This window comes from Segeticoccus sp., from assembly GCF_035708005.1.
On the sequence record NZ_DASSTI010000116.1, the window covers coordinates 1 to 12,587 of the forward strand.

Below are 12,587 nucleotides of genomic sequence, written 5' to 3' on the forward strand. Positions count from 1 at the left end.
CACACCGCTGACCAAGATCCGAAGCGTTGCCAAATGCGGGGGAGCGACGGCCCCTTGATCTGGCCGACAGCCAATAGGCCTGCATAAGCCTTGGTCGTGAGCGGGAACTCGTACAGGGCCGCCTCCCGTATGGCATCCAGAATCTCGTCGTCCGACCACCGGTTCTCGCTGCGGCGCGCAGCCCAGAGCCTCAGATGCAGGAGATCCTCCGGCCAGAATTGGGAGACAGCGCCGGGCTCGAGCCCGGTTGCGGCTGCCACCTCCGCCACGTTCATCGGACCGCTCTCGCTGAGGGCAGCCCGCAGAGCGCTGGCGACATCCTTCGCCTGCATCTGCGCCGCCTTCTCTGCCTTGGCCACCTGCGTACGCCGAACCTGCTCGGCAGTTGGTCCACCATGCTTCTTCAGAAGTTGGCGGACTCGCTCTCGCGTAACACCGAACTCTCGCCCGATCTCGTCCAGAGACTGCCCAGCGGAGCGAAGCTCGATCATGCGCGCCACGCGGGGTGGCGTTGGTAGCGGCGGGATGCTTCCGTCTGGCGACCACACGTAGCGCCCGTGGCGGGCCTTGTGCAACTCGTTGTCTTCTCGTCGGGCGAGGGCGGTCACGGTGGAGCGGACGACCGACTGAGTCGGCGTGAAAGCAACTCTGTCCCGTATTCCGTCCACAATCTCGCCGAGGGTCAGCGGCTCACCGGCTCTCGACCGCACAAATGTGAGCACGGCCGCTGCGACTGCCCTCCCCCGCAGCGACTGTGCGGCGAAGTCACAACTCGCCGGTGAATCCACAGCGTCCCCTCCGGCCCGACTCCCTCGCCTCGATGCGTGCTCCAGGTCTTGACATCAGAAGGGTAGTGGTCTGGTCTGACGCGCCAACATCGGCCGTTCGGCCAGCCCCAAGGGCCCTGCCTTCCCCCAGCAGTCCCCTACAGCGTCGTGAGGATCAGCATGGGGTTAGGCCAAAATGGAGGAGAAAACGCCGTTTGACCTGCAGTTATAGATGGTGGAGCCAAGGGGACTCGAACCCCTAACCCCCTGCTTGCAAAGCAGGTGCGCTACCAATTGCGCCATGGCCCCTGGTCGGTCGGCGAGGGAGGCTGCGCAGGCAACCACTCGGCATACCGAGGGTGGTCACTCGACGGTGTCGGTGGCCTCTGCCCACAGGTCCTGTTCGGCCTGCTGGGCCTTGATCTTCCGCTGCACGACCACCGCGCCAGCGGCTGCGGCGATCAGGAGCACGAGCTTCTTCATCTCACTCCCTCTCGTCCGTCGAGGTCCGGATGATGCCGCTCGTCGTGGTGACGAACCGTTCGTGGTGGGCCTAAGAGGACTTGAACCTCTGACCTCTTCCTTATCAGGGAAGCGCTCTAACCGACTGAGCTATAGGCCCGGGGGTGCGGCACCCGAACAGGTGCGCCGGTCGAGGGTATCCCACCGGCGCACCCCCGATCAAAACGAGGTCGGCCGCCCGTTCACTCGTCGGAGAGCGTGACCTGCAGGCCGCCGACGAGGGAGGAGCAGATGTTGTAGAGGAACGCTCCGAGGGTGGAGATCGCCGTCATCAGGACCACGTCGATGACGCCGATGACCACCGCCAGCGAGACGACCCGGCCGAAGCCGATGTAGTCCATGATGTTGAACGCCGACCCGCTCTGCGGGTTGTTCACGATGTCGGAGACCGTGCGGTTGACGTCGGCGAAGACGCCCATGCCCGACAGCAGCAGCCACAGCACGGCGATCATCACGACGAACGCGATGCCGATGGCGACCGACAGCAGGAACGAGATCTTCATCACCGACCACGGGTCGCACCGCGAGACGGTCAGCCGCACCCGGCGCGGACCACGAGGCCGCGGGGCCGGGCCGCCGGAGGAGCGCCCGCCCGGGCGGGACTGGCCCGGGGATCGCTGGTCGGTGCCGGTGCCCGCACCGGAACGCCCGGAGGGCCGGTTCTGCTGTGGCACGGTGCGCGTCTCCCCACTGCTGCGGGCCGCCGTGCCCGCCTGACCTGACGTGCTCACTCGTCGCTACCTTCCTGACCGGGCTCCTCAGCCTCCGGCGCGGAGACTTCACTGGCCTCGTCGGAGGCCTCGGTCGAGCCTTCCGTGGGCCGGGTTGCCTCGTCCGACGGTACGGCATCGGGCTGGGTGGCAGTAGCCGACGCGTCGGTGTCCTGCTCAGCGGCTGCGCCGTCGCTGCCGGCCTCGGGCGCGTCGGCGCCGTCGCTGCCGCCGCCGTCCTCGGACGCCTCCACCTCGGCCTCGACGATCCGCTCGGTGTTGCGGGCCACGGCCACGATCGCGTCGTGCTTGCCGGGCGTGGCGAACTGGACGCCCATCGTGTTGCGTCCGGTGCGGCGGACCTCGTCGACGCGGGAGCGGACGATCTTGCCCTTCTCCATGACGACCATGACCTCGTCGTCCTCGTCCACGATCAGGGCGCCGACCAGGTCACCGCCGCGCTCGGACAGGTGCGCGACCTTCACCCCGAGGATGCCGCGACCCTTGGTCGGGTAGTCCGAGGAGAGCGTCCGCTTGGCCAGCCCGTTCTCGAACACGACGAACAGGTCGGGGTCGGTGCCCTCGGCCACGACCCCCATCGCGAGCAGGTCGTCGTCGCCGCGGAACTTCATGCCGGTGACGCCGGAGGTGGACCGGCCCATCGGCCGGAGCACGTCGTCGGAGGCGTGGAAGCGCACCGACTGCCCCTTGCGGGAGACCAGGATGAGGTCGTCCTCGGCCGAGCACAGCTGGGCGCCGACCAGTTCGTCCCCCGCGCGCAGGTTGATCGCGATCAGCCCACCGGAGCGGTTGGAGTCGTAGTCCTGCAGCCGACTCTTCTTCACCAGTCCGCCCTGCGTGGCCAGCACGAGGTATGCCGAGTGGTCGTAGTCGCGCAGGTCCAGCACCTGGGCGATGTGCTCACCGGGCTGGAACGCCATGAGGTTGGCCACGTGCTGGCCCTTGGACTCGCGGCTGCCCTCGGGCAGGTCGTAGGCCTTGGCCCGGTAGACCCGCCCCAGGTTGGTGAAGAACAGCAGCCAGTGGTGGGTCGTCGTGGTGAAGAAGTGCTCCACGATGTCGTCGCCACGCAGCTGGGCGCCCCGCACGCCCTTGCCGCCACGCCGCTGGGAGCGGTAGGCGTCGACCGGCGTCCGCTTGGCGTAGCCGCCGCGGGTGATGGTGACCACCACGTCCCGCTCGGGGATGAGGTCCTCCATCGACATGTCGCCGTCGAACGGCACGATCCGGGTGCGTCGGTCGTCGCCGTACTTCTCGACGATCTCGCCGAGCTCGTCCATGATGATCTGCCGCTGCCGCTCCGGCGAGGCCAGGATCGCGTTGTAGTCGTCGATCTTGGCCTGCAGCTCGTCGTGCTCCTCGAGGATGCGCTGCCGCTCCAGGGCCGCCAGGCGGCGCAGCTGCATGTCGAGGATGGCCCGGGCCTGGATCTCGTCGATGTCCAGCAGCTGGATCAGGCCGTCGCGGGCGTCCTCCACGGTGGGGGAGCGCCGGATCAGCGCGATGACCTCGTCCAGCATGTCCAGGGCCTTCAGCAGGCCGCGCAGGATGTGGATGCGCTCCTCGGCCTGCTTGAGCCGGAACCGCGTCCGCCGGACGATGACGTCGATCTGGTGCTCGACCCAGTAGCGCACGAACGCCGAGATCGGCAGCGTGCGCGGCACCCCGTCGACCAGCGCCAGCATGTTGGCGCCGAACGTCTGCTGCAGCTGGGTGTGCTTGTAGAGGTTGTTGAGCACCACCTTGGCCACGGCGTCGCGCTTGAGCACGATGACCAGCCGCTGCCCGGTGCGCCCGGAGGTCTCGTCGCGCAGGTCGGAGATCCCCGCGAGCCGGCCGTCCTTGACCAGCTCGGCGATCTTCTCGGCGAGGGTGTCGGGGTTGACCTGGTAGGGCAGCTCGGTGACCACGAGGCACTGCCGGCCCTGGATCTCCTCGACCTCGACGACCGCGCGCATCGTGATCGACCCGCGCCCGGTGCGGTAGGCGTCCTCGATCCCCTTGCGGCCCATGATGAGCGCGCCGGTGGGGAAGTCCGGGCCCTTGATGATCGTCAGGAGCTTCTCCAGCAGCTCCTCACGGCTGCAGTCCGGGTGCTCCAGGAACCACTGCACGCCCTCGGCGACCTCGCGCAGGTTGTGCGGCGGGATCTGCGTGGCCATGCCGACTGCGATGCCGGCCGAGCCGTTGACCAGTAGGTTCGGGAACCGGCTGGGCAGCACGCTCGGCTGCATCGTCTTGCCGTCGTAGTTCGGCTCGAAGTCGACCGCGTCCTCGCCGATGTCGCGGACCATCTCCATGGCCAGCGGCGCCATCCGGCACTCGGTGTACCGCGGCGCCGCGGCCGGGTCGTTGCCCGGCGAGCCGAAGTTGCCCTGCCCCTGCACCAGCGGGTAGCGCATCGACCAGTCCTGCACCAGCCGCACCAGCGCGTCGTAGATCGCGGTGTCACCGTGCGGGTGGTACTGCCCCATCACGTCACCCACGACGCGCGAGCACTTGTTGAACCCGCGGTCGGGACGGTAGCCACCGTCATACATCGCGTAGACGATCCGGCGGTGCACCGGCTTGAGCCCGTCGCGCACGTCCGGCAGCGCGCGGCTCACGATGACGCTCATCGCGTACTCGATGTAGCTGCGCTGCATCTCGGTGTTGAGGTCAACCGGTTCGCTGCGGTCGCCCTCGATCGGTGGCGTGATGTCGCTCACGTGTCAGTTCCCTTTGTCGTCAACGTCGTTCAGTCGGTATGCCGTGTGGTTGCCGGGGAGGCGATCGGTCCCGTAGGCGGCGGGGACATGCAGGTGCCGGGGCGCTCCTGCTGAGAGGCCGGACGGCGGAATGCCCTGGCCACACCGCCGCCCGACCAGCTGAGGCGTGGCGGCGTGCGTGCGTCGTCGCTGGCGCGGGTCTGGCGTGAGCCCGAGCGGCAGCGAGGGCGAGGGAATGCGACGACGCACGTATGCCGCCGCGCCGACCCAGCCGACCGCGCCGCGCCGATCCAGCCGCCGTACCAGCACGTCAGATGTCAAGGAAGCGCACGTCCTTGGCGTTGCGCTGGATGAAGCCGCGGCGGCTCTCGACGTCCTCGCCCATCAGGATCGAGAAGATCTCGTCGGAGGCGGCGGCATCGTCGAGCGTGACCTGGAGCAGGACCCGGTGGTCGGGGTCCATCGTGGTCTCCCAGAGCTCCTGGTAGTCCATCTCTCCGAGGCCCTTGTAGCGCTGGATCGCGTTGTCCTTCGGGAGGCGCCAGCCGTTGGACTGGCCGGCGGCGACCATGGCGTCACGCTCGCGGTCGGTGTAGGCGAACTCGTGCTCGTGGTTGCTCCACTTGATCCGGTAGAGCGGGGGCTGGGCGAGGTAGACGTAGCCGGCCTCGATGAGCGGGCGCATGAACCGGAACAGCAGCGTCAGCAACAGGGTCCGGATGTGCATGCCGTCGACGTCGGCGTCGGCCATCAGCACGATCTTGTGGTAGCGCGCCTTGCTGATGTCGAACTCCTCGCCGATGCCGGTGCCGAACGCCGAGATCAGCGCCTGCACCTCGTTGTTGGCGAGGACCTTGTCGATGCGGGCCTTCTCGACGTTGAGGATCTTGCCGCGCAGCGGCAGGATCGCCTGGCGCTCCGGGTTGCGGCCACGCACCGCGGAGCCGCCGGCGGAGTCGCCCTCGACGATGAAGACCTCGGAGATCGTGGGGTCGTTGCTCTGGCAGTCGCGCAGCTTGCCGGGCAGGCCGCCGTTCTCGAGCAGGCCCTTGCGCCGGGTGGCCTCGCGGGCCTTGCGGGCGGCCATGCGGGCGGCCGCCGCCTGGATCGACTTCTTGACGATGGCGCGGCCCTCGTTGGGGTGCCGGTCCAGCCAGTCGGTCAGCTCGTCGGTCACGGTGCGCTGCACGAAGCCCTTGGCCTCGGAGTTGCCCAGCTTGGTCTTGGTCTGGCCCTCGAACTGCGGCTCGCCGAGCTTGATCGACACGACGGCGGTCAGGCCTTCGCGGATGTCGTCGCCGGTGAGGTTGTCGTCCTTCTCCTTGAGCAGGTTCTGCTTCTTGGCGAAGTCGTTGATCACGCGGGTGAGCGCGGCGCGGAAGCCCTCCTCGTGGGTGCCGCCCTCGTGCGTGTTCACCGTGTTGGCGTAGGTGTGCACCGACTCCGAGTAGGCGGTGGTCCACTGCATCGCGATCTCGACCTGGAGCATCCGCTCCTTGTCCTCGGCCTCGAAGTCGATGATCTCGTCGTGCACCGGCTCCGAGCGCTTGGAGGAGTTGAGGTGACGGACGTAGTCGACCAGGCCCTCGTCATACCGGTAGGTGACGGTGCGGGGCTCCTTGGGCTTGCTCGCCGCCTCCGCCGCGTCCTCCCGGATGCCCTCGTCGAGGGCCTCGGGGTCCTCCTCGGGCGCGACGTCGCTGCGCTCGTCGGTGAGGCTGATCGTCAGGCCCTTGTTGAGGAAGGCCGTCTGCTGGAACCGGGAACGCAGTGTCTCCCAGTCGAAGCGGGTCGTCTCGAAGATGTCCGGGCTCGGCCAGAACGTGACCGTCGTGCCCGTCTCGTCGGTCTCCTCGTCGGTGGACAGCGGCGCCTGCGGCACGCCGAGGCGGTAGGTCTGCCGGAAGACGCGGCCGCGCTGGCGCACCTCCACGTCGAGGCGGCTCGACAGGGCGTTGACGACCGAGGAACCCACGCCGTGCAGGCCACCGGAGACGGCATACCCGCCGCCACCGAACTTGCCGCCGGCGTGCAGCTGGGTGAGCACGAGCTCGACGGCCGGCTTCTTCTCCACCGGGTGGATGTCGGTCGGGATGCCGCGGCCGTTGTCGACCACGCGCACGCCGCCGTCCTCGAGCAGGCTGACCTCGATGTGGGTCGCGTAGCCGGCGAGCGCCTCGTCGACGGAGTTGTCGACGATCTCGGTGACCAGGTGGTGCAGGCCCCGCTCGCCGGTGGAACCGATGTACATGCCCGGGCGCTTGCGGACGGCCTCCAGTCCCTCGAGCACCTGGATCGCCGAGGCGTCGTAGGCCGACGCCGTCGCCAGGGACTCCGGTTCGCCGTCCTCGGCCGAGGTCTCGGGCAGCTCCGGCATCTCCGGCTCCGGGGCGGCCGGCGCGCCGGGGGTGCGGTTCACCGCCTGCTCGGCCGGCTCACCGGTCGGCTCGTTGACCTGCTCGCTGGTCGGCTGGGCGCCGGTCTGGTTGTCCGTGGAGTCACCGGCCTCGGGGGTCTGGTCGTCATAGGGCTCAGGATTGACCTCGGGCACGGTGCTCCTTCGGTGGCGGACATGGGCGCGGCTCGCAGCCGGCGTGCGTCGTGGAGCGGCCGGGCACCTCCCCTGCGGGGGCCGCGGGCCAGCCATGGTGACGCGGGGCGACACCTGGACGACGTCGGACACGGAACACGGTCGCTCTGGGGCAGCAGGGACCCGCCCCGTCGTGACCGCTGATTCGCTGCTCATTCTACCGCTGAAACGCCGGCGAACGCGTCTGCGGAGGCCCCCAGCGGGCGATTTCCGGCAAATCTGTGCCGCCAGATGAGTCCCGATACGTCCCCCGGACCCTGCGCGCCCCACGCGGCCGATCGCTTCGTCGCCCCGAGGCCCCTCTCAGCGGCAGGTGGCCACGGACACGCTCACCCGTAGGTGTCGCGCGGGCCGGGCCCCTGGGCCCGGCGTGGACCGCGCGACCAGGAGGGGGCGCTCGGGCCGTGGATCCGCAGCTCGAGCACGACGTCGGCCCCGACCTCGGCCTCGAGCCGGCCCATGATCGAGCTGCTGAGCAGTCGCAGCTGGGTGGCCCAGGCGGTCGAGTCGGCCCGGACCGTCAGCACGCCGTCCTCGAAGGTGACCGGCTTGCTGTGCTCGGCCACGTGCGGACCGACGATGGCGGGCCACCGACCCATGACCGACCCGACGGCCACGTCCACGTTCCAGCCACGGTCCAGCAGCAGCCGGTCCAGCTGCTCGCCGAGCAGCTCCGGGTCGCGTCGACTGCCGCCCCGGGTGGTCTCACCGCGTGTTCCGCGTGGAACACGGCTCCGCGCGGCGGGGCTGCCCGGGCGCAGCCCGCGGTCCCGCGCGGCCTTGCGGGCGCGGGCGAAGGCGGCGAGCGCGGCGCCGTCAGGGTCCGGCTCCTCGACCGAGGGATTCGCGCCCGGCTCGTCCTGCGGTCCCGGGCTTCCCGGCAGCTGGACCGCCGGGTCGACCGCCGGCCGCGACACCGGCTGGGCCTCCTCCGGCCGGCCTGCTCCCTGCGGTCCACGACCGCGTCCCCGAGCCGGCGCCATCAGGAGGCGTCCTCAGCGGGCTCGGCACGTCCATCGGGCGCGGCGTCCGGTGGCGCCACGTCCGGCGCCACGCTCCTCGCCGCCACCTCGCCCGGCGCCACGCCGAGCCCACCGCGTTCCGTGGTCGCCGGTCCGTCGACCTCACGCAGCGAGCCCAGCGTCACCTCCCAGGTCGCGCCGACGTCCCGCAGCGCCGCGGGCACGTCCTCGGGCACGGCGGCGGTGATCAGCACCTGCTCCCCGTCGGCGACCAGCGCCGCCAGCCGCTCGCGCCGCCCGACGTCCAGCTCGGCGAACACGTCGTCGAGCACGAGCACCGGATCGGTCCCGAGGTCGTGCCGCAGCAGCTGGTAGGCGGCCAGCCGCAGCGCCAGCGCGAACGACCACGACTCCCCGTGGCTGGCGTACCCCCGTGCCGGCAGCTCCCCGAGGGTCAGCACGACGTCGTCGCGGTGCGGCCCGACCAGCGTCACGCCGCGCTCGAACTCCTTCTCGCGCACCTGCGCGAACGTCGCCAGCAGCGCCTCCCGCAGCTCGGCCTGCTCCGGCACCGCACCGTCGGTGATCCGCTCGGCCACCTGCTCGTGCACCGAGCAGCGGTATGCCGCCCACGCCCGGGACTTGCCCGCGCTCACCTCGTCGTAGGCGTGGGTGAGGTAGGGGACGAGGTCACGCAACAGGCGCAGCCGGGCATACACGAGGGCGGCGCCGATCTCGGCGAGTTGCGCGTTCCAGATGTCCAGGGTGTGCAGGGCGCTGGCACGCGCGTCCTCCACCGGCAGGCCGTCGCGGGTGCGGGCCCCACCGCCGGCACCGCCGCGGCTGCTCGACCCGCGGCGCAGCACCGGCGCAGCCGACTTGAGCAGGGCGTTGCGCTGCTTGAGCGCCTTGTCGTAGTCGGAGCGCACCCCGGCCCAGCGCGGCTGCCGCGCGACCAGCAGGTCGTCGAGGAACCGGCGCCGCTCCGAGGGGTCACCCTTGACCAGGGCGAGGTCCTCGGGCGCGAACAGCACCGTACGCAGCGACCCCAGCACGTCGCGCGGCCGCGGCACCGGGGAGCGGTTCAGCCGGGCCCGGTTCGACCGGCCCGGGGTGATCTCGAGCTCGACCAGCGTCTCCCGGCCGTCGCGCACGACCATGCCGCGCACGATCGCCTGCGGGGCGCCATACCGGACGAGCGGGGCGTCGTTGGGCGCGCGGTGGCTGCCCAGGCTGGCGAGGTAGCCGGCCGCCTCCACGAGGTTGGTCTTGCCCTGCCCGTTGAGCCCGATGAACGTGGTGACGCCCGGCCGCAGCGGCACCTCGGCGTGCGGGTAGCTGCGGAAGTCGCCGATCGACAGGTGGCTCAGGTGCACCGCTGGCCGGTCACCCGGTGGTGGAGCCGGTGCCCGAGGAGGGGCCCGCCTCGCCGGGGTTGCCGCTCTGCTTCGAGCCGCCGGCGGTGGCGCTGCCGCTGCCCGAGGAGGGGCCGGCCGACGCCACCTCGCTGGCCTGCTGCTCCGCGCTCTTGCCCGTGCCCGTGTCGGTGCCCTCACCGCTCGCGCCCGGCTTTGCCCTGCCGTCCTGCTTGGGCTCGGCGCCGCCGTGCGTGCCGCCCTTGACGTCCTCGAGCATCTGCACGGCGTGCCCGCCGAACTGGCCGCGCAGCGCGGCGACCGCTTGCATGGCGGGGGAGTTCTCCTGCCGGGAGGCGAACCGGGCGAACAGCGCGGCGGAGATCACCGGCATCGGGACCGCGTTGTTGATCGCCTCCTCGACGGTCCAGCGGCCCTCGCCGGAGTCGGTGGTGTACTCGCTGATGCCCTGCAGGTCCGGGGTCTCCTCGAGGGCCTTGACCAGCAGGTCCAGCAGCCAGGAGCGGACCACGGTGCCGCGGGTCCAGGCCTTGAAGCAGCCGTGCACGTCCTTGACGATGTCCTTGGCCTCGAGCAGCTCGAAGCCCTCGGCGTAGGCGGCCATGAGGCCGTACTCGATGCCGTTGTGCACCATCTTCGCGTAGTGCCCGGCGCCCACGTCGCCGGCGTGGCACCAGCCCTCCTCGCGGGGGCCCTCCGGCCGCAGCGCGTCGAAGATCGGCATGGCGCGCTGCACGTGCTCGTCGTCGCCGCCGCACATCAGGCCGTAGCCGTTCTCCAGCCCCCAGACGCCCCCGGAGACTCCGCAGTCGACGTAGCCGATGCCCTTCTCGCTGAGCAGCTGGGCGTTGGCGAAGTCGTCGGTGAACTTGCTGTTGCCGCCGTCGATCACCAGGTCGCCCTCGTCGAGCAGGTCGCCCAGTTGCTCGACGGTCTGCCGGGTCGGGTCACCGGCCGGGACCATCACCCACACGGTCCGCGGCGCCTCGAGCTGCGCGACCATGCCCTCGAGGGAGTCGGCGTCGCTGACCTCGCGGTTGCGGTCGTAGCCCACCACCTCGTGGCCGGCCTTGCGCAGCCGCTCGCGCATGTTGCCGCCCATCTTCCCGAGGCCGATCAGTCCCAGCTGCATGGCAAGCTCCTTCGTCTCCGGCGGTGTCCGAGTGCTGTCTCACGGTACGACGCCCATCGGGCGCCCGGCGCACCGACGTTGCTGTCTCGCGGCTCCTGCGACGTCGCCGCAGTTGTCGTTGCGCGGCTCCTGCGACGTCGCCGCTGATCAGCTGGCGAAGCGCACCGGCATGAGCACGTAGCGGTAGGACTCGTCGGACTCGCCGTCGGACTCCTCCTGCCCCGACAGGACCGCGGGACGGCTCGGCTGCGTGAACGCGAAGCGGCTGTATGGCGTGCCGAGGACTCCCAGCCCGTCCAGCAGGAACTGCGGGTTGAAGGCGATCTCGAGCTCGGGTCCCTGCAGGTCGCAGGCGATGGCCTCGCTGGCCTGGGCGTCCTCGCCGGTGCCCGCCTCGATCGCGAGCTGGCCCTCGGTGAACCGCAGCCGTACCGGGGTGTTGCGCTCGGCGACGAGGGCCACGCGCTTGACCGCCTCGACGATGGCGGAGGTCTGCACGATCGCGGTGGTGTCGACGCTGGTCGGGAAGATCGAGGTGACCTTCGGGTACTCCCCGTCGAGCAGGCGCGTGGTGGCGCGCCGCTGGCCGGCCTCGAAGCCGATGAGGCCGTCGCCCTGGCCGGCGCTGGCGAGCGCGATCTCGATGGTGCCGGAGGCGCCGAGCGCCTTGGCGGTGTCGGACAGCGTCCGGGCCGGCACCAGCGCGACGTGGCTGGCGTCGGTGCTGGCCGGGTTCCAGGTGAGCTCGCGCATGGCGAGGCGGTAGCGGTCGGTGGCGAGCAGAGTGACCTTGTCACCCTCGATCTCGACCCGGACGCCGGTGAGGATCGGCAGGGTGTCACCGCGGTCGGCGGCGACGCTCACCTGGGCGACGGCCTCGGTGAAGACCGTGCCGTCGATGGTGCCGCTGGCCTCGGGGGACTCCGGCAGGGTCGGGTACTCCTCGGAGGGCATCTGCAGCAGGCTGAACCGGCTCGAGCCACAGGTGACCTGGACCTTGTTGCCCTCGGTGGCGACGTCGACCGGCTGCGCGGGCAGGTTGCGGGAGATGTCGGCGAGCAGCCGGCCCAGCACCAGCACGGTGCCGGGCTCACTGACCTCGGCGGCGATCGTCACCCGCGCGGACACCTCGTAGTCGAACGCCGAGAGGGTGAGCGTGCCGGCCTCGTCGGCATCGAGCAGCACGCCCGCGAGCACCGGCACGGGCGGCCTGGTCGACAGCCCGCGCACCGCCCACGTGACGGCCTCGGCCAAGACTTCGCGTTCGACCCTGAACTTCACCGGTTCCCGCCCTTCGAGCACGATCAGCACGACCTGGGCGAACGGTGCCCCACGGCCACCGGCAGGAGGCGTCGGGGAGCGCTGAACGACACAGGGTGCTGGACAGATGTGGAGTCTGACCCTAGTGCCACGACCCGACAGAGGGGAACACGCCCTCTCCGTTCGACGCATCGAACGCCTGTCCGGACGACGGAGCGGGTCGTTGTCCCCAACCATGGGGGTGCTCCCTGGTCCGAGGTATGACTTGTCATCGTCATCGGTGTTGTGGATCGTGTGGACAACCCTCGTTGTCGCAGGTGAGTCCCCCCACAGCCCTGTGGGTGGTGCGTGGACGAGGACCGGGGAAAACTCGGCATACCTGTGGAGGAACGCGCGCCGTCCACAAGGCCGCCGAGCTCGAGGGGCAGTTTTCCCCGCACGAACCCGGCGTGTTCCCCAGTCGTCCACAGCGCTGTCCACATGTCGTGGATGACTCGATCAGACGTCCGATACACACAGGTTGTCCACAGCCTGTGGAT

General features: G+C 70.4%; 9 protein-coding genes and 2 tRNA genes. All 11 read right to left on the reverse strand.

The genetic code is table 11. The features are described from left to right. Window positions 1-491: sigma factor-like helix-turn-helix DNA-binding protein (locus VFL99_RS11525; protein WP_349256054.1), on the reverse strand; the 491-nt coding region annotated here is incomplete at its 3' end. Window positions 492-1,000: 509 nt separating this feature from the next. Then, window positions 1,001-1,076: transfer RNA gene (locus VFL99_RS11530), tRNA-Ala, on the reverse strand. A gap of 54 nt (window positions 1,077-1,130) precedes the next feature. Next, window positions 1,131-1,250 carry a DLW-39 family protein gene (locus tag VFL99_RS11535; protein ID WP_325106502.1) on the reverse strand — a complete coding sequence of 40 codons (120 nt, stop codon included), beginning with the start codon at window positions 1,248-1,250 and terminating at the stop codon, window positions 1,131-1,133. A gap of 62 nt (window positions 1,251-1,312) precedes the next feature. Further along, window positions 1,313-1,389 (reverse strand) — tRNA-Ile (locus tag VFL99_RS11540). 82 nt (window positions 1,390-1,471) lie between these two features. Continuing rightward, the gene (locus tag VFL99_RS11545) at window positions 1,472-2,020 is read right to left on the reverse strand and encodes a DUF3566 domain-containing protein (RefSeq protein ID WP_325106503.1); all 549 of its coding nucleotides are present in this window, start codon (window positions 2,018-2,020) and stop codon (window positions 1,472-1,474) included. Next, window positions 2,017-4,728 carry a DNA gyrase subunit A gene (gene gyrA / locus VFL99_RS11550; RefSeq protein WP_325106504.1) on the reverse strand — a complete coding sequence of 904 codons (2,712 nt, stop codon included), beginning with the start codon at window positions 4,726-4,728 and terminating at the stop codon, window positions 2,017-2,019. Before gyrA ends, VFL99_RS11545 begins: the two co-directional genes overlap by 4 nt. Before the next feature lie 310 nt (window positions 4,729-5,038). Continuing rightward, window positions 5,039-7,105 (reverse strand): DNA topoisomerase (ATP-hydrolyzing) subunit B, encoded by a 2,067-nt coding sequence (gene gyrB / locus VFL99_RS11555; protein ID WP_325106508.1) that lies wholly within the window; start codon window positions 7,103-7,105, stop codon window positions 5,039-5,041. 542 nt (window positions 7,106-7,647) lie between these two features. Beyond that, the gene (locus VFL99_RS11560; RefSeq protein ID WP_325106505.1) at window positions 7,648-8,235 is read right to left on the reverse strand and encodes a DciA family protein; all 588 of its coding nucleotides are present in this window, start codon (window positions 8,233-8,235) and stop codon (window positions 7,648-7,650) included. Window positions 8,236-8,300: 65 nt separating this feature from the next. Continuing rightward, complete coding sequence (locus VFL99_RS11565; RefSeq protein ID WP_325106506.1) at window positions 8,301-9,656, reverse strand: DNA replication/repair protein RecF; 1,356 nt, start codon at window positions 9,654-9,656, stop codon at window positions 8,301-8,303. Window positions 9,657-9,666: 10 nt separating this feature from the next. Then, a complete protein-coding gene (gene gnd / locus VFL99_RS11570) occupies window positions 9,667-10,788 on the reverse strand; it encodes a phosphogluconate dehydrogenase (NAD(+)-dependent, decarboxylating) (protein WP_325106507.1) in 1,122 nt (373 codons plus the stop codon). Between the two features lie 147 nt (window positions 10,789-10,935). Beyond that, window positions 10,936-12,069 (reverse strand): DNA polymerase III subunit beta, encoded by a 1,134-nt coding sequence (gene dnaN, locus VFL99_RS11575; protein ID WP_325106509.1) that lies wholly within the window; start codon window positions 12,067-12,069, stop codon window positions 10,936-10,938. Window positions 12,070-12,587 lie beyond the last annotated feature (518 nt).

Bases quoted from the DNA above. Each gene is read 5' to 3' on its own strand.
- VFL99_RS11535 (WP_325106502.1), bottom strand. From the start codon at position 1,250: ATGAAGAAGCTCGTGCTCCTGATCGCCGCAGCCGCTGGCGCGGTGGTC.
- gnd (WP_325106507.1), bottom strand. From the start codon at position 10,788: ATGCAGCTGGGACTGATCGGCCTCGGGAAGATGGGCGGCAACATGCGC.
- gyrB (WP_325106508.1), bottom strand. From the start codon at position 7,105: ATGCCGGAGCTGCCCGAGACCTCGGCCGAGGACGGCGAACCGGAGTCC.